This is a genomic window from Streptomyces sp. NPDC046887 (genome assembly GCF_040644755.1).
Lineage (GTDB): Bacteria > Actinomycetota > Actinomycetes > Streptomycetales > Streptomycetaceae > Streptomyces > Streptomyces lichenis.
The window spans coordinates 359,695-384,046 of sequence record NZ_JBEYXH010000002.1 but is presented as its reverse complement, the minus strand read 5'-3'; the positions used below and the strand labels follow the sequence as shown (position 1 = coordinate 384,046).

Annotated in this window: 10 protein-coding genes; 2 read left to right on the top strand and 8 right to left on the bottom strand. The window is 73.9% G+C overall.

Annotated features, from left to right (window positions below):
• Positions 1–88 precede the first annotated feature (88 nt).
• Positions 89–511 (bottom strand): DUF3291 domain-containing protein, encoded by a 423-nt coding sequence (locus ABZ945_RS04650; protein WP_361263774.1) that lies wholly within the window; start codon positions 509–511, stop codon positions 89–91.
• Between the two features lie 85 nt (positions 512–596).
• Between ABZ945_RS04650 and ABZ945_RS04645 the strand changes: the two genes are divergently transcribed.
• Together ABZ945_RS04645 and ABZ945_RS04640 are read left to right on the top strand one after the other, a co-directional pair.
• Entirely contained in the window at positions 597–1,229 is a 633-nt protein-coding gene (locus ABZ945_RS04645; RefSeq protein ID WP_361263771.1) for a MerR family transcriptional regulator, read from the top strand.
• A 237-nt stretch (positions 1,230–1,466) separates the two neighbouring features.
• A complete protein-coding gene (locus tag ABZ945_RS04640; protein WP_361263768.1) occupies positions 1,467–2,417 on the top strand; it encodes an AfsR/SARP family transcriptional regulator in 951 nt (316 codons plus the stop codon).
• A gap of 56 nt (positions 2,418–2,473) precedes the next feature.
• On the opposite strand, the gene ABZ945_RS04635 is transcribed toward ABZ945_RS04640, so the two are convergent.
• From ABZ945_RS04635 to ABZ945_RS04605, 7 genes are all read right to left on the bottom strand, one after another.
• The gene (locus tag ABZ945_RS04635) at positions 2,474–3,763 is read right to left on the bottom strand and encodes an FAD-dependent oxidoreductase (RefSeq protein ID WP_361263765.1); all 1,290 of its coding nucleotides are present in this window, start codon (positions 3,761–3,763) and stop codon (positions 2,474–2,476) included.
• A gap of 31 nt (positions 3,764–3,794) precedes the next feature.
• Positions 3,795–4,517, bottom strand: coding sequence for a 4'-phosphopantetheinyl transferase superfamily protein (locus tag ABZ945_RS04630; RefSeq protein WP_361263762.1), 723 nt, complete (start codon positions 4,515–4,517; stop codon positions 3,795–3,797).
• Positions 4,518–4,537: 20 nt separating this feature from the next.
• Positions 4,538–6,331 (bottom strand): acyl-CoA dehydrogenase family protein, encoded by a 1,794-nt coding sequence (locus tag ABZ945_RS04625; RefSeq protein WP_361263758.1) that lies wholly within the window; start codon positions 6,329–6,331, stop codon positions 4,538–4,540.
• Positions 6,331–8,043: an acyl-CoA dehydrogenase gene (locus ABZ945_RS04620; protein ID WP_361263755.1), complete on the bottom strand. Its 1,713-nt coding sequence runs from the start codon at positions 8,041–8,043 to the stop codon at positions 6,331–6,333. Before ABZ945_RS04620 ends, ABZ945_RS04625 begins: the two co-directional genes overlap by 1 nt.
• Positions 8,040–9,674, bottom strand: a complete 1,635-nt coding sequence (locus tag ABZ945_RS04615; protein ID WP_361263752.1) for a PfaD family polyunsaturated fatty acid/polyketide biosynthesis protein — start codon at positions 9,672–9,674, stop codon at positions 8,040–8,042. Before ABZ945_RS04615 ends, ABZ945_RS04620 begins: the two co-directional genes overlap by 4 nt.
• Before the next feature lie 40 nt (positions 9,675–9,714).
• Complete coding sequence (locus ABZ945_RS04610) at positions 9,715–17,082, bottom strand: beta-ketoacyl synthase N-terminal-like domain-containing protein (RefSeq protein ID WP_361263749.1); 7,368 nt, start codon at positions 17,080–17,082, stop codon at positions 9,715–9,717.
• A 102-nt stretch (positions 17,083–17,184) separates the two neighbouring features.
• The gene (locus ABZ945_RS04605; RefSeq protein WP_361263746.1) at positions 17,185–23,985 is read right to left on the bottom strand and encodes an SDR family NAD(P)-dependent oxidoreductase; all 6,801 of its coding nucleotides are present in this window, start codon (positions 23,983–23,985) and stop codon (positions 17,185–17,187) included.
• Positions 23,986–24,352: the final 367 nt, after the last annotated feature.

Here is a 24,352-nt window from a genome sequence, read left to right as displayed (position 1 = left end):
CCGCCCCGCCGGGCTGGTGCTCGGCGGGGCGAAGTGGTCGGGACTCCGGCCCAGGGACGGGGGTTGCCCTGGGCCGGAGGTCGAGGGGTCAGCGGCTGCGGTCGCCCTGCGCCGCGTCCTTGCGGGCCTGCTCCTCGATGCGGCGCTTGGCGTCCGCCCAGGTGATCGGCAGCTCCGCCACCGGCACCTCCCAGAAGGTGAACGTCGACTCGCGCATCACGGAGCGCAGACCGGTCATGATCGTCTTGTGGGGCTCGGCCTTGGCGTAGGCGTACAGGGCGTCCCTGTCCTCCCAGGCGGAGAGCGTGTAGAAGACGCCCTTCAGCAGCTGGGCCTCCAGGGAGGCGCCGAGCGCTCCCGGGGCCTTGCGCACCTGGCCCCAGGCGGAGAGCGACTTCCAGAAGAAGCGTGGGGTGTCCTTGCCGGACCGCACATCCAGCCGCGACGCCATGACGAAGGCGGTGGTGTCGGGCCGGGCCGGGTTGGGCGTGGTCCACGGAAGAGTCGGCACGGTATCCTCGCATCACAGTTGGTGAGTGGCGGTATCTATATTAGACAGTGGTACTGCCTAGTTGCCAGTGGGGAGCTGAAACCGGGTGAGGATTTCCGAACTGAGCCGTCGCAGTGGAGTGGCCACCGCGACGATCAAGTACTACCTGCGGGAGGGGCTGCTGCCGCCCGGGCGCGCGACCGCCGCCACCCAGGCGGAGTACGGCGAGGCCCATGTACGCCGCCTCCGGCTGATCCGGGCCCTGATCGGGGTGCGGGGGCTGAGCGTGGGCGCCGCCAAGGACGTCCTGGACGTCATCTCCGAGGGCAAGTCCGACACCCATGAGCTGCTGGGCCTGGTCTTCGGTATCTGGCCGTCCGGTGACGGGGGCGGGAAGGGCGCGGAGGAGGGGGAGAAGGGGGACGGGCTGGGGGTGGACCATCTCCTCGCGGAGATGGGGTGGGACGTCTCCGAGAACAACCCCGCCCGGGAGGTGATCACCCGGACTCTGCACACGCTCAACTCCCTCGGTGTGGAATACGGTTGGCGCGAACTGCTGCCCTACGCCGCGCTGGCCGAGCAGACGGCCACCCTCGACCTGGACCAACTCGAAGGGCCTGACGACCCCTTGGAGAAGGCGGAACGGGCCGTGCTGCTGACCATCCTGCTGGAGCCCGCGCTGCTGGCCCTGCGCCGGCTCGCCCAGGAGGCCGAGTCCACGATCCGCCACCGCGGTTGACCCGCCCCGATGACAGCGACGACAGCGATGACAGCACGGGGGCGGGTGGGGGTGCGTGAGTGGCGGGTACTCACCTTGTCCTGCCCTGTGCGGCGGCGTCGGTGGGGGATGGGTGGCTGAGGCCGGGGGGAAGTGAGTGGCCGGCCCTCAGGTGCGCCGGACGCGGCGGATGGTCTTCTCGCGGGTGGAAGGGCGCGGGGCGGAGGCCCTGCGTGCCGCGTGCGGGGAGGCAAGGACATGCAGTTCAGGATTCTGGGCCCGCCCGATCTACTGGACGAGGAGCGAGGCCTTCGGGCGCCGCTGACCAGCCCCAAGCAGCGGCGGTTGCTCGGCGCGCTGCTCGCCCGGCCGAACGCTCCGGTGCCCCGGGAGGAGCTGGTCCGGGAGGTCTGGGGCGGCGATCGGACCCCCAAGCACGCGCGCGCCGCGCTCGGCGCCCATATCGCCGGGGTGCGCTCCACCATCGCGGCGGTGGAGGGACCGGGCGGTGCGCGGGCACGGCTGACCGCCGGCCCGGACGGGCTGCTGCTGCGGGTCGCGGCCACGGAGACGGACAGCGGGCGGTTCGGCCTCGCCCTCGCCCGGGCCGGCCGGCTGCGCCGGAGCGACCCGGAGGGCGCGTACACCGTGCTGCGCGGCGCCCTGCCGCTGTGGCGCGGGGCCGTGCTGGACGGCGGAGGAGGACCGTACGGGCCCCTCGGTGCCGCGCTGGCGGACCGGCTCCAGGACGAGCGGCACCGGGCGCTGGAGCTGCTGTTCGACGCGGCGCTGCGTACCGGACGCCATCGGGAGATTGTCCCGGAGCTGCGGGAGGCCATCGCCGCCCATCCGCTGTGCGAGCGCTTCCATGACCAGCTGATGCTGGCGCTCTGCCGCTCGGGGCGGAGCGGGGAGGCGATCGGGGTCTACACCGAGGCCCGGCGCCGACTCACCGAGGCCCATGGCCACACCCCGCTGCTCCGCGCCCGGCTGGAGCAGATCAGTACCCGGGCCCCGGAGCTGTCCGGGGAGGGCACAGGGGAGCATCCCGCACTCCCGGCGCCTCGGCCGCCGCTGGACGGGCCCGTGCCCGCCGGGCGGCAGCGGTGCGCGGTCGTCGAACGGGAAGGCGGGCCGGCGGAGCGCTCCGTGCTGGGGTTTCTGACCGATCTCCTCAGTGGGCGGGAGCTGTACAGCGGGGGACGGTGAGGGGGAACGGCAAAGCCCCGGGGAGCGGGTTCCCCGGGGCGCTGCTGTGTGGACGGTCAGAGTTCGCTGATGATCCGGGCGGCCACGTCCATGCCGGAGGAGTACGCGGCCTCATGCGAGCCGATCTGGTCCACGCCGTGGCGCTTGGCGTGGAAGTAGGAGCCGCACAGCTTCACCCGGGTGCCGTCGTTGACGTCGTAGATGTGCTGCTGCATCTCGCGGACCGGCACGTCGATGACGGGGTGGGTGTACGGGAACTCGGCGATGACGGTCGCCGGGTCCACCTCGCCCGGGTAGTCCAGTGTGACGAAGTAGTCCTGCTCCGCGGTGAAGCCGTGCAGCTTGTTCATGTAGTAGGCGACATAGGTCTTCGGCTGCCCGTCGACCTCGACCTTGCCGTAGTTCCACGCCTCCCAGCGCTCCCGGTCGGCCGGCACCACGGAGGGGTCGGTGTGCAGAATGACCGTGGAGCCGTTGTAGGCCACCTTGGAGAGCACCTCGGTCTGCCGGTCGCTGGGGTTGTCCAGCAGGGCGAGCGCCTCGTCGGCGTGCGCGCCGATGACCACGTAGTCGAAGCGCTCGGAGCCCCGCGCGGTGGTCACCGTGGCCCCGTCGCCGTCCTGGTGGATCGCGGTCACCGGCTCGGCGGAGCGGATCTCCGGGCCGATCGCGGCCAGCGCCTTGCGCACGTAGGAGACCGAACCGCCGCCCACCGTGCGCCAGTCCACCCCGCGCCCGCCGAGGCCGCCCTCGTCGTGGCCCATGAAGAACGCGATGGCGGTGCTGGCGGGCATCTGCCAGATCAGCTCGGCCGGGATGGACCAGACCGCCGAGCAGAGCAGGATCACATACGAGTGGCGGAACGCCTGGCTGTAGCCGCCCCGGTCCAGGTACTCGCCGAGCGGGATGTCGGCCTTCTTGCGGACGAAGTCCTTGCGCCCCTCGGTGTGGAAGCGCCGTGCCTCCCGCCAGATGGTCAGGAACTCCTCGGAGTAGCGGGCGGTCACCTCCTCCTCGCTCAGGTCCAGCTCCCTGGTCCCGTACTCCAGGCCGCTGTCCCGGTCGAAGAAGTTGAAGGCGCCTCGGTGCTCGACGGTGTCGACGCCCAACTCCTCGAAGAACTCGCAGAGGTTGGTGTAGGCGGGGCGGTTGAAGACGACGAAGGCGGTGTCGATGCCGAGGGTGCGGCCGTTCTCCACCACCTCGACCGTGTTGGCGTGACCGCCCAGGCGGTCCTCCCGCTCGTAGATCGTGAGGTGGGCGCGCTCGCGCAGATGGTAGGCGGCGGAGATCCCGGCGGCACCGGCTCCGACGATGGCCACGCGCGGGCGGGTGGGCTGTGACATGGGGTGTCCTTCGGTGGGGTGGGGCGCGGTCTCAGACGGGGGAGAGGCGCGGGGGCGGGAGCGGGGCGAGGTCGGTGCGGCGCAGGGCCCCCGGGCGGCCGTCCTCGGCGGCGACGGCCACCAGGTGCCCGGGGGCGGGCCGCAGCAGGTCGAACCACCAGCGGGAGGCCGGCCGGTGGGGGTCGTGTACGCGGATGGGGCCGGCGCCCCGGGGGCCGAAGGCGAACGAGCCCAGGTCCCGGGTCAGCCCGGTGCCCAGCGCCTTGAGGTAGGCCTCCTTGAGCACCCACAGCTCGGCGGCGAGGGCGTCCCGGGCGCCGGGGTCCGCGGCGGCCAGCTCGGCCCGTTCGGCGGGGGCGAGCCGGGCCGCCAGCCGCGGTGCCAGCCCGGCGGGCGCGGGATCGGGGCCGGTGTCCACCCCGCACCCCCGGCCCCGGGTGACCACGCAGGCGATCAGCCCGGGGGTGTGCGAGAGGTTGAACCGCAGGCCGTCCCCGTCCCCGGACAGCTCCGGACGGCCGTACGGGCCGGTGGTGAACCGCCAGTGGGCGAGCGGCCGGGACGCGGTGGAGCTGAGCGCGTGCCGGCAGAGCAGCCGGGCGCCCAGGAAGCGCCGGCGGGCCCCCGGGGCCGGGCGCCGGGCCAGGGCGGCCCGTTCCGGGTCGGTGAGCAGCCGGACCCCGCCGAGGGCGGCGGCGAAGCCGTCCACCGCGTACTCCGGCAGCAGCCACAGGGAGGTGGGGTCGTCGTCCATCGGAGGGGCTTCCCGGGCGGTCAGCGGCGGGCGGCGGCGAGGTCGCCGGCGCGCTTGGCGAGCGGGAACTGCCAGTGCGAGAACAGCCGGTCCTCGCGGTGCAGCCGGCGCAGCACCGCCATCACCTCGTCCACCACCGACTGGTCGGTGACCTGCTCGACCGGGTGGACATGGCGGCGCAGCCGCTCCAGCATCAGCAGCAGCAGCGCCCCGCTGGGCAGCGGCGCCTCCGAGACCTCGGTGGAGTGGACGAAGGTGAGCACACAGGCGGAGACCGCGTGCAGCAGGCAGTACTCCTTGGACAGTTCGAACAGCTCGGCCGACTGGGAGTACGCCCGGCCCAGCTCCTCCTTGAGCGCGGCGGCCCGGTCGGCCAGCGATGCCGTCCGGTCCAGCAGCTCCTCGGCCACCTCGGCGGACCGCTCCAGCCGGTCCCGTTCGGTGTCCTCCGCCGCCTCGGCCAGCTCGCGCAGCCGGCGTATCCCGTCCGGGGCGGCGAGCAGCGCGTCGTCCGCGCCCCGGCTGAACAGCTCCTGCCGCCACGGCTCGTAGCGCGGCAGCTCCCGGTCCATGGAGAACAGCACCCCCGCACGGTCGGCGGCGGCCGCCCGGGTCTCGGGCGAGGCGTCCAGGGCGGTGGTCAGCAGGCCGCCCAGCTGCTGGCCCAGGTTGCGCAGGTTCACCACGGTGTTGCCGTCGGCGATATTGGCCACCAGCAGATCGCGCAGCATCTTCTGGTACGGGCCGTAGTGCGGGTGGTCGCGCAGGAAGAACCGCGCCCCGAGCACCGTGTTCAGCTGGGCCATGGTCCGCTCCAGCAGCGTCGGCACCAGGTACTTCACCGCCGACGACCAGACGCTGATCTGCTCCGGGGCGGCCTGGAGGCAGCGCACCGCGCCCAGGCTCATGGCGTCGGCGATCATCAGGTCGGCGAACACCTCGGTCAGCTGGCGGCGGCTGTAGGGGACGTCGCTGACCGCGGTGCCGAAGAGGATCCGGCCCTCGGTGAAGTCCAGCGTCAGTCGCAGCCCGGTGTCCACCGCGGACATCGGCAGGCTGCCGATCACGCAGCGCGCGACCTGGGTGGCCTTCAGCGCGATCTCCAGCCCCTGGCCCTCGGCCCCCAGCAGCGCGCCGTCCGGGACGAAGGCCCGCTCCAGGCGCAGTCCGCTGAGGTCCAGGGCGCGCAGCCCGTGCAGCTTCTCGATCGGCAGCTCCTCGACGGTCTCGGCCGCGAGGGTCCACTTGTCGACGAGGAAGATGGAGTACGCGGCGGGGCCGTTGCGCTTGCCGGTGCGGGCGTGGACGACCATGGTGTCGGCGACGGTGGCGTTGCCGATCAGCCACTTCTCACCGGTCAGCTCCCAGCCGCCCTCCACCTTGACGGCGGTCATCTCGTTGGCGACCAGATCACTGCCGTGTTCGCGCTCGGACAGCCCCCAGGACAGCCCGCCGCCCCGCTTCATCGAGGCGATGGCGGTGCTCTTCTGCTCCTCGGTGCCCGCGATCCACAGCGGCATGAAGCTGAGGTTGGTGATCACCAGCGCGGTGGCGGTGGTGGCGTCCCGGCGGGCGACCAGCCGCATCAGATTGAAGCCGGTCTCCACATTGCCCGCCCGGCCGCCCTGCTCCCCGGGCAGCGAGTACTCGTGTGCACCCCAGCGGCGCAACTGGCTGACCAGGCCGAAGGGGTACTCCTGGTTCTCGTCCAGGTCCAGCACCCGGTGGAAGGACATCCGGCTGCCGTCGTCCGACGGATCACCGAGATACTGCTCCAGATCGGCTGCGAGGGCGGTGAGATCGGCCTGGGACATCAGGACTCCTGTCGGGTCGTCGGCGCCAGCGCCACGGGCAGGGCGGAGAACAGCTGCCCGGACTCCCGCAGTGCCGACACGGCGTCCAGGGCGGGAAGCAGGGCGGCGCCATGGCGCCGGGGGTCCACGCCGTCGGCGCGGGCGAGCAGATAGCCGAGCACGGCACCCAGCCAGCCGGTGGAGCCGGGCTTGGTGCCGTACAGCGGGCGGTGCCGGTTGGCCTGCCAGAGGTGTACGCAGGTGGCGGCGGCGTGCAGCCAGGCGTACCGCTCGGCCGTGTCCACCAGGGCGTTGGGGTCGGCGCCGGGCCGCTGGGCGGCGCGGGTCAGCTCGCCGAGCCCGCCGGTGGCCTCGGCCAGCCGCGTCAGCAGCCCGGCCGTCACCCCGTCCTCCTCCGGTACGTCGTCGGTGACCGCGGCCAGGGCGCCGGGCAGGCCGGCGAGGACCGGGTCGGCGCCCCGGGCGAACAGGTCGAGCCGGTCCGGTCGGTACGGGGGGAGCTCCGCGTCCAGGTCGAAGACCGTGGCCAGGGCGGCCGGGTCCACCGGGGCGCCGGTGCCGGTCAGGGTGGGCAACTGGCCCGCGTAGGACCGGAGGTTGGCCAGGGTGCTGGAGTCGATGACCCGGACCACCCCCGAGTCCCGCGCGAGCTTCTGGAACAGCCCGGCGCCCGGCGCCCCCTCCCGTAGCACCGAGCGGGTGGCCAGCACGGTGCCGCAGCGGCGGATCAGCTCCTCGCAGGACTCCGCCACGATGTGCTTGGCGACCGGGGCCCAGACGCTGAACGCCTCGGGAAAGACGTGCACCCCGCGAGCCGCGGCCAGGGCCACCGCGTCCGCGGCCAGCAGCGCCGCCGAGGCGACGGCCAACTCGCGCCGGGGGTGCGGCGACTCGGTGAGCGCGGTGCGCCCGACCTTGCGGGACGAGGCGAAGTCCAGGGTGAGGCGGACCGCGCTGTCGGCGATGCCGAGGCTGCCGGCCATGGACATCAGCCGTACCGCCTGCTGCGCCTTGACCGCCGCCTCCAGACCCTCGCCGACCTTGCCGACCAGCGCGTCGTCCGGCACCCGCAGCCCGGTGAAGCGCAGCCGGGCCAGGTCGATGCCGCGCATCCCGCCGGTACGGGCGGCGGGCGCGCGCTCCAGCCCGCCGGTCTCCGCCGACGCCGTGTCGAGCAGGACGGCAGAGAAGGCCGCGGGGCCCCGGCCGCCGGTGCGGGCCACCACGTAGACCGCCTCGCAGCGGGTGCCCAGGCCTACCATCCACTTCTCGCCGTCCAGCATCCCGTCGGTCAGCCGCACCTCGCCGGACAGCAGATCGCTGCCGTGCGCCGCCTCGGTGAGCGCGAAGGCCACCGCGCCGCCGCCGCGCAGGATCTGTGCCGCCCGCTCCCGCTGCGCGGCCGAGCCGTGCAGTTGCAGACAGGTCGCGGCGATGATGCTGAACATGGTGCCCGGCATGATGTTGACGTCCCGCCGGGCCGCGCACCGCACCAGGGTCAGACTGCGGTCGAACGACTCGAAGGTGCCGCCCCACTCCCGGGGCAGGTAGTTGAGATGGAACCCGGCGCCCACCAGCGCCTCGCACAGGGCGGTGGGGAACTCGTCCCGCTCGTCCCGGGCCACCGCCGCCGCGAACCCGTGCGGCAGGCTGTCGTCGCCGGGGTCACCGAGCAGCTCCTCCAGCCGCTCCGGGGTCAGCGCCGCGCTCATCGCAGCCCCGCCGGGGTGTCGTCCACCGGGGCCTCCAGCGGCACCGGGCGGTAGTCGCCGACCCCCGCCGGGATGCGCACCCCGGCGCTGCGCAGCTGCGCCAGCCGGGTGTGGAAGGCCGCGCCCAGCATCAGATGGTGGGCCACGTCGGCGACCCGCCGGTTGCCCGGGGTCTTCAGATAGCTGCCGGTCACCCAGTCGTTGAAGCTGCCCATCGCCGGGCCGCACCAGACCTGGTAGTCCATCGTGCGGTCGCTCTCCCCGGTGACCGCCCAGCGCGAGGACATCCCCAGATACCAGCGGAACACCAGCGCCATCCGGCGCTTGGGGCTGCCCGCCGCGCGGGCCAGCTGCTCCGGGTCGCGCCGCTCGAAGTAGCCCACGCACTCCTGCCAGACGTCCTCCAGCGGCCGCCGGAACAGCTGCTGCTCCAGCTTGGCGCGCTCGGCCGCCGGGATCGCCTCGATACCGTCGTAGGCCTGGTACAGCTGGTAGAGCTTCCGGGCCCGCATCGGGAAGAGGGTGCCCTTCTTCAGGACCTGGAGCTCCACCCCCATCTCGAACATATCGGCCGCCGGTGCCATGTCGCAGTCCGCGATACCCGCCTCCGCCAGCATCGCCTTGGCGGCGGTGGACGCCCCGGACTCCACACAGGACTGGTTCACCGAGCCGGTCACCACATAGGCGGCCCCCATGGCGAAGGCGGCGCTCACCGCCACCGGGGTGCCCAGACCGCCGCCGGCGCCCACCCGCACCGGCACCGGGTAGCGGTGCTCGCGCTGCACGGTGTCGCGCAGCCGCAGGATCGTCGGCAGCAGCGCGGGCAGCGGACGGCGGTCGGTGTGGCCGCCGGAGTCGGCCTCCACGGTGATGTCGTCGGCCAGCGGTACGTGATGGGCGAGCGCGGCCTGCTCCTGGGTGATCAGCCCCTGCTCCAGCAGCGAGCCCACCAGGGCCGCGGGCGCCGGGCGCATAAAGCGCTCCGCCGTCTCGGTCCGGGAGACCTTGGCGATCAGCCGGTTGGCGGCCACCACCGTGCCGTCCGCCTCCCGGTAGAGCCCGGCCAGCCGGTAGCGGACCACATGCGGGGTGAGGTCAAGGTAGGCGGAGGCCTCCACACAGCGCACCCCGTGCAGCAGGAACAGCTCCACCGCCTCCCGCTCCAGCCGGTCCTCACTGGGGCTGTGGATGAGGTTGACCGCGTACGGCAGCTCCGGGATCTCGGCGGCGAACCGGCCGAGCGCCTGCTCGATCGTCCTGGGCAGCAGCCCGGCCGCCCCGTAGGAGGCCAGGAAACCCTCCCGGGCCAGGGCGATGACCAGGTCCGCCGAGGCGATACCGCCCGCCATGGCGCCGGCCATATAGGGGCTGCGCACCCCGTGGGCGGTCAGAAAGGCGGCCGACCCCAGCCGGTGCGGCGGCAGCGGTTGGGCGGCGGCGAGCAGCGGCCAGCCGGTGGCGTCCGTACCGGAGACCACCCCGCCGCCGGAGACGGCGCCGATCCCCTCGGGAGTGACGACGATGAAACAGGGTTGGTCGAGGTCGGCGAGGGCGCCGTAGATCCCCGCCGCGTCCGTGCTGGGGTACCGCTCTCCGCGCCAGCGCAGAGGCGTGTCATGAAGGTGATGCATGGGTAGACGAAGCTCCTAGGACTGGGCGCTGGACGGGCGGTCAGGCGCCGGGGCGGACCTCGATGGCCACGTCGGTGAGTTCGTAGATGCGCAGACCCGGCTTGGACAGGTCCGCGTCGGCGATCACGAGCAGCCGGCCCTCCTCGCGGCGGACCTCCTTGATGTGCACGTCGAACCGGAGCTCCCGGTCATGGCGCAGGATCTGGCCTCGGTACTTCCAGGCCGTCTCCACCTCGGTGGCCATCGCGAACCGGGGCCGCTCGAAGCCGGCGGCGAGGTCCTGCTCCAGCACGAACAGCCGCATCGCCTGGAGGATCGCCTCCACACCGAGCGAGCCGGGCATCACCGGGTCGCGGTGGAAGTGGCAGTCGAAGTACCACTCGTCCGGCCGGATGGCGCGGTACCCGTGCAGATACCCCTGGCCGTGCCGGCCGCCGTCGGTGACCAGGTCCACATGGTCCACCAGGGCGAACTGCTCGCCGGGCAGCTTCAGATGGCCGCCGGTCGGGTCGCGGTAGGCGGGGGCGTCCGGGCCGAGTTCGATCCGGCGGACCCGGTCGGGTGCCGGCTGCTCCCGCTCGATCCAGGGGGCCACGTACGTACCGCCGTCCAGACCCACCTGGTTGGCCAGGGCGGCGTCGCTGAAGTAGCCGAACAGCGACTCACCGGTGTAGAAAACCTCACCGTCGGCGGAGAGTTCGTAGCTGAAGTTCTGCAGCACCGCGCCGGAGACCGCGCTGGTCATCAGCAGCTTGGAATGGTGCCGGATGGTCTTGCCGCGCAGGTCCACGTCCTTGACCAGGGTGGCCCGGCCGTCCAGATTGCGGATCGCGTACTGCTCCTCGGGCGCCTCCAGGGTGGCGCCGAGGTAGTAGCCGAGGAAGATCGCGGCCTGGAGGGAGGTCTCCATATAGACCGCGTTCGGCATATGGGGGTGGGAGTTCTGCTGGTAGTACCAGGCGTCGGCCGGTGAGTCGTACTCGGTGACCATCTCCGAGCCAGGGCTGCGCAGATCGCCGCGGGTGCCCTTGAGGGACATCACCCGGTCAACGAACTGGAAGTCGCCATTGGGGATGTAGGGGGCCCGGCTGTCCCGGTAGACCTCGAACTCCGGGCCCATCGCCACGTCCAGCAGCCCCTTGGCGGCATGCGCCAGATGCATCTCGTTGATCATCGCGGCCTCGCCGTCCCGGTTGCGGCGGCCGAGGAACCGCGGGACGCCGCCCAGCTCGGGACGGAAGGGCGTGCCCTCCTTCTCCCGGACCTGGAGGCCCAGCCCCTTCATCCGGATCACCGGCAGATCGCCCAGGTAGATCAGTACGTCGGCGATGACCGTGGCGCGCGGCAGCAGCGTCAGCTCCATCACCTCGACCTCGTAGCGGATCTCCCGGTGCTCCTGGGTGATCTGGCCGCGCACCTGGACCTCGATCGGGACGTCGGTGACGCACTGGAAGCGGGCGTCCGGCAGGGTGAGGTGCATGCCCTGGTGCATCAGATAGATCTGGAGCAGCTGCACCGCGCCCTCGGCGACCAGCGAGCCCGCGAGCACATGGTCGTCCGGGAAGTGGCAGGTGAAGTACCAGGCGTCCGGCTCCAGCCGCTTGGTGGCGCTCAGCGTGCCCAGGCCGCGCGGACCGCCCTTGCGGTCGATGACCACCTCGTCCACCATCCGCAGCCGGGCGTCCGGCAGCCGGATCGCCGGGTTGACCCCAGGGTCCTGGGCGTGGTCCGGGCCGAAGACGTCACCGGGGCGGCCCTCGGAGAGGGTCTGCAGGTCCTCGGCGGTGAGGTGGTTCTTCTCGGTGTACGCCAGGGGCTTGAAGTACCCCTTCGGCAGCGCCGCGCGCTCGGCCTTCTCCTTGTCGGTCATCACCACGCCGAGCGGGGTGGCCAGCTCCTCCTTGCTGAAGAACCCGGCGCAGGCGTCGTGCAGTTCGAGGATCAGCTCGCCGTCGGCGTAGCACTGGTAGCTGAAGAAGAAGAGGGTGGTGTCGCCCTGGTGGACGAAGCGGTCGATGGAGATGTCGTAGCGGAGGGTCTGGCCGGTCCGGGGCAGATTGCCGCGGAAGATCAGGGTGCTGTCCAGCAGGCGGTAGACGCGCTCGCCCTTGTTGCGGAAGTCGATGCCCAGGTAGCTGACCAGCAGCAGGTCGCACTGGCCCGCCTCCACGGTGACGGCCGGCGGTACACCGCCGTCCACCGCGTACCAGGCGTCCTCGGGTACGTCGTACTCGGTGGTGATGGTGGAGGGCTTCAGCTCGCCGGTGGTGCCCTCCAGCGCGGTGACCCGGGAGACGAAGTGGTAGGGCTGCGCGGGCAGCCGGACCCGCTTGGCGTAGCCGTCGACCACGCCGAACTCCGACCCGAAGACCTTGGCGACCGAGCCGACCGCGAACTCCAGCAGATCGGCCTCGTCCCAGATGACCCCCTCCTTGACCGCCCGCTCCGGGGCCGGAGCGGCCGGGGGCAGGGCGGGGGCGGCCGGGGCCGCCAGGGGCGCTACGGGAAGGGGTGCGGGTGGGGCGCTTGCGGCGGGGGTGCCGCCGTCGAGCAGCGCCTCGACCCGGGAGAGGGTGGCGCCCTGGAGGATGCGCTGGGTCTCCATCACCACCGAGTGGGTGGCGACCATCTGCTGCCGGATGTCCCGCACCAGGTCGGCGGCGGGGGTGGGCGAGTCGGGGGCGGGGGGCGAGGCCGAGGTGGTCGCGGGGACGGCGGGGACGGGTGCGGTGGGGGCCGGGGTCGCGGGGACGGCTGGGGCTGCGGTGGGGGCCGGCGGCGCGGTGTCCTCCCCGTGCGGTGCGGGCACCCACGGCAGGAAGGAGACCGGGTCGCCGTCGAAGGCCATGGCCTCCGCGTCGGCGAGAGTCGGATCGGCAGGCATGGCGGGGTCCTCCGGCGGTACGGGCGGTACGGGCAGGACGGGCGCGGACGGTACGGCGGGGCGGGGGGTGCCCGGGCCCACGGCGGCCGGGCGGGCGGTGGCCCTCTCGCCGTCCGGCACCGGGGCGGCACCGGCGGCGACCGGGCCCGGTCGGGTGCCGACGGCGTGGGCGGTGGGTGCACCCGAGGCGGCGAGTACGGCGGGGACGGCGTCCGCGGCCGCACCCGCGGACGCCGTCGCGGTGGCGATGTCCCGGGCCAGGCGGGCCGGGAGCGGGTCACCGCCACCCACATGGAAGCGGTGGACGGGGGCGGTGTGCACACTGGTCGTCGGGGACTCCAGCAGCGCGGAGAGGTCCAGATCCAGGCCGTTGCCGACCAGCCGGGCCACCAGCCGGGCGACCGACCGGGCCGCCGGCACCCCGCGCCGGTCCACCGGGACCGCCACATGCGGGGCGTCCCCCAGGGTGTCCTGGATCCAGCGCGAGCAGGTCGCCCCGGGGCCGACCTCGACGAAGTAGCGGTACCCCCGGTCGTGTGCGTCCCGCACCAGTTGGGCGAAGTCGATGGTGGAGCGCAGGGTCCAGGCGATCCGGCGGGCGATCTCGCTCCGCTCCAGGGCCGGGAGGGCCTGGTAGTCGTAGGCGCTGAACAGCTCCAGACCGCCGGACGAGCCGGTGGGGTAGTCGTTCAGCGCGGCCAGGCCGTCCAGCTCGGCGTCCACGGCCGGGCAGTGCATCACCACGTTGACGGGTGAGCGGGCCGCCGGGCAGCCGATCTCCTTCACCAGCGCCTTGCACTGCTCGGGGTCGCCCGCGATCACCAGCTCGGCCGGGGTGTTCACATGGGTGAGGTAGACCCGGTCGTAGCGGGGCAGGGCGGCGCGCACCGTGTCCGCGTCGGTGAGCAGCACATGGCTGGCCCAGAGCGAGGCGTCCCGGGCGGAGTCCGGCAGCTGCCACAGCTCGCGCACGGTGCGCCGGGGACCGCACAGCCGGTCCTTGAAGACCGGGGTGTCGCTGATCAGGTCGTCGCGGCGGCCGGCCCGCTGCCAGCCGCCGGTGGCGAACAGCATGCTCGACTCGCCGAGGCTGTAGCCGAACGCGCCATGCGGCCGGACGCCCAGCACCTCGCGCACCAGATCGGTGTAGAGCAGCGCGAAGTTGGTGCCGGTGGCCAGCATGAACGGCACATCCTCGCCGAGCCCGGCCTCCAACTCCATCAACTCCCGCCGCCCCAGGGCGCTCTGGGCGCGCGGGTAGAGCGAGGCGGCGCGCAGCTGGCGCTCCGGCTCGGTGGCGTCCTCCTCGAACCGGTCCAGCAGTCCGGGGAAGGCGCGGAAGAAGTCCTGGCCGAGACCGGGGTACGAGTTGAAGGCGCCCGGGTAGACCAGGGCGACCTTGCCGTCCGGGCCGATCGGCCGCGCGGTGGAGTAGCTGCCCGCCGGGGTGGCCCACTCGCCGCCCTTGGCGTGCACCCCGGGCAGATCACGGGCGGCCAGCCGCAGTTGGGCCAGCAGCTCGTCCCGGTCCTGGCCGACCAGCACCACCCGGGGCCCGCTGCCGCTGAGTTGGCGGGCGGCCTGGCGGGCCAGGGCGTACGGGTCGCCGTCGGCCACCAGCTCCGTATGCCGCTCGACCGAGGCGAGCAGCGCGTCGAAGGAGTCCGCCGACAGCGGCAGTACGACCGGTCCACCGGCCCGCCGCCAGTCGGCCGGGGCGACCCGGCCCCGGGTGGCGTCGGCGGAGAGCACCAGATGCCCATGGGCGCCGGAGGGTCCGACGAAGTCCACAGCGGCGTACCGGCGTCCACCGGTGCTCCGGCGCATCCAGGGCCGGGAGGCGGTGGGTACGTAGAGCGCCGAGGCGCCGAAGTCGCCGGCCAGCTCCTCGGCCGGGCGGGTCCAGCCCTCGGTGCCGGGCAGATAGCCGTGGTGCAGGCAGAGCACGGTGCGGATCAGCCCGGCCATGGTGGCCGCGCATCCGGCGTCACCGACCAGGGCCTTGGCGCTGCCCAGGGCGACGCTGCCGCTCCCGGCCGGGTAGACGCGGGCGAGCGCCGCGATCTCGGCGCGGTCCTGGACCTCGGTGCCGCCCGCGTGGGCCTCCAGATAGCCGATGTCGGCCGCGGTGACACCGGCGGCGGTCAGCGCCTCCTCGGCCGCCGCCGCCAGGACCGCCGCATCGGCCTCCGGCAGCGCGCCGTCCACCGGGGCGGCGTGCCGGATGGCGACCGCGTCCAGCCGGGCATAGGCGGGGCGCTCCCGCTCCCCGGGCCGGGTGACCACCAGCGCCCCCGCGCCCTCGCCGATCCGCCGGCCCCGGGCGCCCTCGGCGAAGGTCAGCCCGGCCTCGGCGACCACGTCCGGGCGCAGCAGCAGGTTCTCGGCCGAGCCGGCCAGGTCGACCGCGCCGACCAGCACCGCCTCGATACCGGGGTCGAGCAGCAGCAGTCGCGCCACCTCCAGTGCCTCGGCGGTGCCGGAACCGTCGGAGGAGACCGTGAAGGAGGGGCCGGTCAGGTTCCAGAGCGAGGAGATACGGCTCGCCATGACGTTGCCGATGAAGCTCAGCACCTCGTTGGCGACGATGGGGTCCACCACCGCGTCCCGGCCCGCCGCGCTCACCGCGGCCAGCCGCTCCTCGTCCACCGCGACCCCGGCCCGGGCGAACTCCTCGCGGACGAAGGCGCCCAGGCTGCGGCGGGTGAGCCGCAGATGGGTCATCGGCTCGATCTCCATCCCGACCACCACCGCGATCCGGCGGGGCTCGGGCGCGCCGCCGCCGGGGGCCGTGGCGCGGCTGAACCCGGCGTCCCGCAGCGCCTCGTCGGCGACCTTGGTGACCAGGGCGTGCTGGAGGTTGTACGTCCGCAGGTCGGCCGGCGGGATCTTCAGGTCCACCGGGTCGATGCCGAGGCCGTCCACGAACGCGCCGTACGGCAGCGCGTCCGGCGAGACACCGGTGGCGGCCTCCAGCGAGCCGCCGCGGGTCTGGTCCAGCCCGCGCCAGCGCCGCTCGGGCAGCGGGACGAGGGAGCCGGCGCCCCGGTGGACCGCCTCCTCGAAGGCGTCCAGCGACTCCAGCGGGCCGAAGTGGGCGCCCAGTCCGACGATGTCCAGCGCGGGTACGGGGGTGGGCTCGGCGTCCCCGGTGGCGCCGTCCGCCGCGGTGGCCGCCTCGGAGAGCACCACATGGGCGTTGGTGCCGCCGAAGCCGAACGCGGAGACCGCGGCCCGGCGGGGCCCCTCGCCCTGGGGCCAGGGGCGGCCGGTGCGGACCAGCGAGCCTTCGCCGACCCGTCCGTCCTTGGAGGCCACCGGCTGCTCGACGCCGGTGGTCGGCGGGATATGGCCGTGGCCCATGGCCAGGATGACCTTCAGCAGGCTGCTCAACCCCGCCACGGTGAGGAGATGGCCGATGTTGCCCTTCACCGAGCCGACCAGCGGGACCCGGCCCGCGCCGCCGAAGAACTCGGCGACCGAGTCCGCCTCGGTGGCGTCCCCGATCGGGGTGCCGGTGGCGTGGCACTCCAGGTAGTCCACGGTGGCCGGGTCCACCCCGGCGTCCGCGTAGGCCTGCTCGTACGACTGGAGCTGCCCGCCGCCGCGCGGGACCAGCAGATGGCGCCCGCTGCCGTCGTTGGTGAGCCCGATCCCGTCCACCACCGCGTACACCCGGTCGCCGTCCCGTACCGCGTCGGCCAGCCGCTTCACCGCGACCATGCCGGCGCCCTGACCGGTGAGGATGCCCCCGGAGCGGCTGTCGAAGGGCTGGCTGAAGCCGTCCCGGGGATAGGCCTGGAGGTCGGAGAAGGAGAGGTGGATCAGGGTGGGGTCGGGCGCGCAGACCCCGCCCGCCAGCACCAGATCGGCCTGGCCGGCGGCCAGGTGGTCGCAGGCCAGCTTGAGCGCGTACAGCGCGGAGGAGCAGGCCGCGTCCAGGGCGTAGCGGGGGCCGCCCAGGCCCAGGGCGCCGGCGGCGACCGAGGCCGGTGAGCCGCTCACCCGCAGGTCCTCGGGGCGCAGCCGGGACGGGTCGATCCGCCGGCTCTCGTCGGCCAGCGCGCCGAGCGCCGGGTGCCCGGCCCGGCGCAGGCCCTCCAGGACCGCTTCCCGCACCAGGGGGACGCTGACCCCGGCGGAGGCCGGGGTGGGGAAGGAGTAGTTGCCCAGGATCAGCCCGGTGCGAGCCAGGCCCTCGGGGCGCTCCAGCTGCCCGCTGTCCCGCAGCGCCTCCCGGGCCACATGCAGCGACCAGTGGAAGATCCGGTCCAGGCCGGCGAGGTGGCCGGGGTCCAGCAGAAAGCCCTCCGGGTCGAAGGCGAAGTCGGTGACAAAGCCGCCCCGGGTGCAGTAGACGGCGTGCCGCGGGTCGGCGTCCCGTGCGTCGATGCCGGGCCCGAAGACCCGCTCGCCGCCTTCCGCGCGGCTGTCCGTCCCGGCGCGGAGGTTCCGCCAGAACTCGGCAGGGCTGCCGGCCCCCGGGAACAGGCAGGAGAGGCCAACGATGGCGTACTTGCTCATGAGAGCTCTACGGTCCCTTCTTGGGGCGGGCCGGCCCGGGCGGCGCGGGGGAGGCGCCGTCCGGGCCGGACCCGATCGCGTGCGTCGGGTACGAAGGGGGGATCAGCCGCTGATGAACTTGGCCGCCAGCTGGGGCGCGGAGACCACGGAGACGTCCTCGAAGCGGGTGATCACCTCTCCGCCCGGGGTGCACGCGGTGATGGTGAGCGAGGCGCCGGAGCCGGTGGAGGCGGTGGAGGAGGAGGCGGCGGGCTCGACCACGACCACGAAGGGCTCACCGTCCGGCAGCGGCCGGTGCAGGTCCGCACGGCCGACCGACAGCGGCAGACCGGCCGTGCCCCGGAACAGCCGCACCCAGACCAGACCCGCCTGGAGCAGCAGGTCCGCCGCGCCGGGGGCGAACCGGCCGCCCGCGAACGCGCCTCCGGCGGTGCGGAGTTCGGTCAGCTCGCACTCCAGGACCAGCCGCTGGGCGGTCTCGTCCTCGGCCAGTACCCGGCGCACCCCGCGCAGCGAGGGGCCGTGGAAGAGGGTGCCGTCGCCGTAGAGCTCGTCGGCGGAACGGCCGCTGCCGAGGGCGGGCAGCGCGCCGGGGGAGACCGGGGCGAGCGCGGCCGCCGGGTCGAGGACCGCCCCGTAGTGCGGCCGCACGGCACCCTGGGCGTCCGTGGACCGGATCGCGCCGCGCACCGAGGTGCCCTCGGCGGTCAGCTCCAGGGCGATCCGCTCCGGCTGGGAGCCGTCGAAGACGATGCCCTTGTGTACGGAGAAGTCCCGGACCTGGCGCACCTCGGCGCCGTGGATCCGCTCCGCCGCCCCGATCATCCAGCCGAGCGCCAGCACCGCCGGGAGCACCGGGGCCTGCCCGATGACATGGTCGGCGAGGATCGGCTCGCCCTCCAGCGGGGCCGTCGGCCGCTCCACCACGGTGGCGGTGGGAACGGTCCGCTCCGGCACCGACAGCGGGGTGGTCGGGCCCAGCACGGTCACCACGTCACCGGCACGGTCGGGGGCGAACTGCTCGGTGAACAGCCGGGCACCGGTGTCCACCGGGATGAGCGTGAGGCCGCGCTCCCGGAAGACGGCCTTGACCTCGGGGGAGACCATGCCGCTGTCCCAGGCGCCCCAGTTGAGCGAGGTGACCCGGGCCGCCGGGTGGCGCTGCTTCCAGGCGGACGCCCAGGTGTTCAGCACCTCGTTGGCCATCGCGTAGTCCGACTGGCCGCGGTTGCCGAAGAAGCCGGCCACCGAGGAGAAGAGGACCACATGGCGCAGGGCGCCGGTGTCCAGCGCGGCGGTCACCGCGCGCAGCCCGGTCAGCTTGGGCGCGAACACCCGCTCCACCTCGGAGGCCTTCTTCTGGGCGATCAGCTGGTCCGCGAGGACCCCCGCGCCGTGCACCAGACCGGTGACCCGGTCCCGGTGCGGGGCGAGGGCGGCGGCGGTGGCGACCGGGTCGGTGATGTCCGCGGCCAGGTACTCCACCTCACTGCCCGCGGCGCTCACCTCGGTGAGGGTGGCGCGGATCTCGCGGGCGCCGACGACGCCCTGGTAGAGCTGCTCCACCCGCTTGGGGGTGGGCTTCTCGCCCGCCGACTTCAACCGGGCGGCCGCGGCGGCCTTCAGCGCGGCGGTGTCCACGCCCTGGGCCCAGTCCGGCTCGTCCGCCAGCGGGGTGCGGCCGAGCAGCAGCAGACCGGGACGGTACCGCCGGGCCAGCTCGATCACACAGGCGGCGGTGATCCCGCGCGCCCCGCCGGTGACCACCAGCACGTCGTCAGCGGTCAGTTCCGGCACCTCCGCCGTCTCGGCAGCGGTCGGCAGCTCCTCGGCGAGGGTCAGCCCGACCCGCCGGGCCCCGTCCAGGCCGACCTGCACCGGGTCGGTGACGGCGTCGCCCAGTTCGGCGAGAAGCAGCTCGGCTCCGGTCTTCGGGCTCAGCGCCGGGGCCAGGTCGACCGCCCGGCAGAACAGCTCCGGCGCCTCCACGGCCAGCGTCTTGACCAGCCCCCCGGCGCCACCGGCCGGGGCCAGCTCCTCCGCGACCCCGCCGAGCCCGAAGGCCCCGTCCAGCCGGGTGACGGTGAGGAAGGCGGCGCGACCGGAGGCGGCGGCGGACGTCAGGGGCCGGACCGCGTGCTTGGCGACCAGCAGGGTGTGCGCCAGCCGCCGCACCCCGTCGGACCAGTCCCCCTCACCCGCGGCGGTCAGGTCGATCACGGTGCTGACCCGGTCGGCAAGGATCTCCTCCATCCGCTCGGCCAGCTCGGTCACGCCCCAGCCGCTCAGCGCATGGTCCTTCACCCCGCTGGCCCGCTGGGCCACCCCGGGCAGCCGCAGTACGTGCACCCGGCGGCCGGACTCGATCAGTCGCTGGGCCAGCACCGGCGCCAACTCGGCGCCGTCGTCCACGATCAGCGCGCCCGAACCCTCGGCGAAGGCGCCGACCAGCTGGTCCGGGGTGGGCAGGGTCACCAGGGCGGCCTGCGCCCGGCCTATGCCGCCACCGGTCGGGGCGGCCGGGTCGGAAGCGGCCGGCTTGGCAGCGGCCGGTGCGGGGGAGGCGGCGGTGCCGGCCGGGGCGGTGCCGGCCGACGGGGTGGCTGCCCCGCTGGTGAACTCCACGATCTGGCGGAGGGTGCGGAGTTCGGCGAGCTGCTCCGGCCCGGCGGTGATGGCTCCGGGGAAGCGTTCTTGGAGGATGCCCATGATTTCGACGCGTTTGATGGAGTCGATGCCGAGGTCGGCTTCGATGTCCATGTCGAGTTCGAGCATGTCGGCGGGGTAGCCGGTCTTGAGGGCGACGACATCGAGGAGTGCGGTCTGGGCGGTGGCGGTGTCGGGGCCGGTGAGTGCGGCCTGGGTGGCGGCGGGGGCGGTCTGGGTGGTGGCGGTGAACTCGACGATCTGGCGGAGGGTGCGGAGTTCGGCGAGTTGTTCGGGGCCGGCGGTAATGGCTCCGGGGAAGCGTTCTTGGAGGATGCCCATGATTTCGACGCGTTTGATGGAGTCGATGCCGAGGTCGGCTTCGATGTCCATGTCGAGTTCGAGCATGTCGGCCGGGTAGCCGGTCTTGAGGGCGACCACGTCGAGCAGCGCGGTCTGGGCGGTGGTGGCGTCGGGCCCGGTGGGGGCGGCGGGGGCCACAGGGGCCGCCTGGGTGGAGATGGCAGCGGTGGTGGCGGTGAACTCGACGATCTGGCGGAGGGTGCGGAGTTCGGCGAGCTGCTCCGGCCCGGCGGTGATGGCTCCGGGGAAGCGCTCCTGGAGGATGCCCATGATCTCGACGCGCTTGATGGAGTCGATGCCGAGGTCGGCTTCGATGTCCATGTCGAGTTCGAGCATGTCGGCCGGGTAGCCGGTCTTGAGGGCGACCACGTCCAGCAGCGCGGCCTCGGCGGTGGTGGCGTCGGGCCCGGTGGGGGCGGCGGGGGCCACCTGGATCGGGGCTGTGGGTGCGGGCTGGGCGGGGGCCGCGGGGGCGAGGGGCTGCGGGGCGGGGGCCAGGGCGGCGGGGATCTGGACGGGGGCGGGCCGGTGGAGGGCGGGCGCCGCGGGCGGGGCCGGTACGGCGGGTGGTACGGGGGTGGGGGCCGTCGGGGCGGGGGCGGCGCCGAACTCCAGGCCGGCCAGGTCGCGCAGGATCTCGTTGGCCCGCAGATGGCTGCGGCCGATGTCCAGGCCGTGCTCCTTGACGGCGTTCACCCCGGCCAGCACCTGGTGCACCTGGCCCTGGGCGGCGGCCCGCTCCAGCAGCCCGGCCAGCCGCTCCGCGCTCTGCAACTGGCCGGTGAGGTAGTCGTCGTGCAGGGAGAGGTGGTCGGCCACCAGACCGGCCAGGCGATCACTGTCCACGTGAGGGGTCTCCAAGGCGGTGGGTGCGGGCACGGCCGGGGCCGGGGCGGTGACTGGCCGGACGGCCGTGACCGTCGACGCGGCGACCTGGGCGGCCGCCCGTACCGGTGCGGGGGTCGGCAGTGGCGCGGGCCGGGGGGCGGGGATCGCCGGCAGTGCCGTCGCGGCGGCGGGCGCCGGGGCGGCGGCCTGCCCGGGTACCACCGGGGCGGCGATCCGGTAGCCGTGGTCGATCGCCTCGCGGTACGCGGCCCGCCGCTCGGGCGAGACGTAGTTGATGCCGTTCAGCAGAATGGACATGCCCTTGGTGGGCTCGGCCACCGGCGCCGGGGCGGTATAGCGGTCGGTGGTCTCCAGCGGCAGTCCGAGGACCGCCAGTTGGGCGACGGCCTGCTTGACGGCGGCGTCGGCGTCGCGGCCCGGGCCGGCGTCGAGCGCCACCACCCAGTGCTCCCGGTCGCCGAGGATGCGCCGCACCAGCTGGGTGAGAACGTTCTTGGGCCCGAACTCCACGAAGACCCGGAACCCGGCGGCGTACATCTCCTCCACCCGCCCGGCGAAGTCCACCGGGTTGACCAGCTGTTCGGCCAGTAGGGCGCGGTTGGCGGCGATGTCCTCGCCGTAGCCCGCGCCCCGGGTGTTGGCGAACACGGTCCCCCGCGGCCGGCCGACCTCGACCCGCTCCACCTCGGCCCGGAACGCCTCCAGCGCGTGGCCGACCAGGGGCGTGTGGAAGGCCGCCGAGACCGGCAGCCGGCTGGCCCGCAGCCCCGCCTCCTTGGCGGCGGCGACCAGCAGGTCCACCTCGGCGGTGGGGCCGCCGACCACGATCTGGTCCAGCGCGTTGCGGTTGCAGACGACCACCCCCGGCCGGTCGGCCAGCAGTGCGGCGACCCGCTCCTCGGGGGCGGAGACCGCGGCCATCGCCCCGGGGTCGAACCCGGCCTCCGGCGGCGGGGCCATGGCCTTGCCCCGGGCCCGGGCGAGGGTGAAGAACGCCTCGTCGTCCAGGGATCCGGAGGCCCACAGCGCGGTCAGCTCACCGAAACTGTGGCCGAGGAACCCCTCGGCGGCGAAGCCCAGTTCGGACAGGTAGCGGAACTGGCCCGCGGAGAGCGCGCCGATGGCCGGCTGGGCGTACGCGGTCGCCCGGAGCGCGGCCTCCTGCTCGGCCGGGACCTCCGCCCCGAACAGCGGCGGCGGGAAGGCGACCCGGGACAGCGGGGTCTCGCCCGGCGCGGCGGCGTTGGCCCGGTCGAAGGCGGCCCGCAGCGGGGGCAGCGCCATTACGGCGCTCCGGCCCAGGTTGACGTACTGGCTGCCCTGTCCCGCGAAGAGCGCCCCGACCCGGCCGGCCGGTGCGGCCCGGCGGCGGTAGTGCAGGCCCTTGGGGTGCGACCACGCCTCGGCGTCGGGGCGGGCGCGCAGTTCACCGAGGGCCAGCTCGCGCAGGGAGGCCAGCTCATCGGCGGTGCGGGCGACCAGCGCGAGGCGGGCGTGGCCCTCGGGGGCCGGGCCGCCGGTGGCGGGCGCGTCGGCGGCGAGCAGCGCGGTGAGGGCGGCGGTGTCCGGGGCGTGCCACAGCTGGACCGCGGCGACCGGGTAGGTGACCTTCAGATCGTCGCCGTCGCCGTGCTCCTCCAGCACCATGTGGAAGTTGGTGCCGCCGAAGCCGAACGAGGAGACGGCGGCCCGGCGCTTGGGGCGCTCCGGGTCGCGGATCCAGGGGCGGGCCTCGGTGTTGACGTAGAACGGCCCGGAGGCGAAGTCGATGGCCGGGTTGGGCTCGTTGACGTTGATGGTGGGCGGCAGGACCTTGTGGTGCAGGGCGAGTGCCAGCTTGATCAGCCCGGCCGCCCCGGCCGCCGCCTTGGTGTGCCCGATCTGGGACTTGACGCTGCCCACGGCCGCGTACTGCCGGTGGTCGTTGCCCTCGGAGACGACGGCGGACAGCGCGCTGAGCTCGGTGGCGTCTCCGACCGCGGTGCCGGTGCCGTGCGCCTCGAAGAGCTCGATGCTGGACGGGAGGCAGTCGGCGTCCTCGTACGCCCGGCGCAGCGCGACGACCTGGCCCTCCTTGCGCGGGGCGTAGATCGACTTGAACCGGCCGTCGCTGGAGGTGCCCATACCGCGCAGCACCGCGTAGATCCGGTTGCCGTCGCGCTCGGCGTCGGCGAGCCGGCGCAGCGCGAGCATCCCGATGCCCTCGCCGATCAGGGTGCCGTCGGCGTCCTTGTCGAACGGGCGGATCCGCCCGGACTTCGACAGGGCCGGGGTCTTGCTGAAGCAGAGGTACATGAAGATCGTGTTCTCGGCGTCGCAGCCGCCCACCAGCATGGTGTCGGAGCGCCCTTCGAGCAGTTCGCTCACCGCTGTGCGGACCGCGCCGAGGGAGCTGGCGCAGGCGGCGTCGATCGTCATGTTGATGCCGCCGAGGTCCAGCCGGTTGGCGACCCTGCCCGCCACCACGTTGCCCAGCATCCCGGGGAAGGAGTTCTCCTCCCACGGGGCGTACGCCAGGCGGAACTTGGCGGTGATCTCCTCGGCGTCCCGCTCGGACAGGCCGCAGCTGCGGACGACCTCCTTGAGCACCGGGCTCTGGAGGCGGGCGGTCAGCGGCTGGGTGAGCTGGTTGGCGCCGGTGATGCCGAGGACCACGCCGGTGCGCGAGGCGTCGTACCAGGGCTGGTCGGCGCCGGCGTCCTTCAGCAGGTCGCGCGCGACGACCAGGCTGAGCAGTTGGAGGACGTCGGTCACCTCCAGGGTGTTCGGCGGCAGGCCGAACTCCAGGGGGTTGAACGGGACGTCGGGGATGAAGCCGCCGCGCTTGGAGTAGGTCTTGTCCGGCACGGTGGGGTCGGGGTCGTAGTGCTCGTCCACGTCCCAGTGGCCCGCGGGCACGTCGTCGATGCAGTCGGCGGCCGAGACGACGTTCGCCCAGAAGTCCCGCACGTTGCTGGACTTGGGGTAGAGCGCGGAGAGGCCGACGATGGCGATGGGGTCCCGGGCGAGCCGACGGTCGAGGTCGGGTTCCTGCGAAGGGTTCACGGCAAGTCTCTCTGGATCTGGGCGAACAGGGACTCGGTTCGGGGCACGTCGGCCCCGGCTCCGGCGCGGAGGGGCCGAGGGGCCGCGGGGGCTGCGGGGGCTGCGGGCAGGTCGTCCTCAGGGGCGGAGGAGGGGCCGCCGGGACCGGTGGTCTCGCGGTGGCGGCGGTACGGGCGTGGTGCGGGCGGTCGTACGCCGGGAGCGGCCGGCCCGGTTGTGGCGCGGGGGCCGAGATGTCCTGGGGCGGCCGGGTACGGGGCGGGACCTGCCGGGAGTGCCGGGTTCGGCCGGGGGCGCGCGGCGCCGCCCGTCGGTGGGCCGCACGGGGCGGCCGGGCCCCGGCTCGTCTCCGTACGGCCGAGCGCTG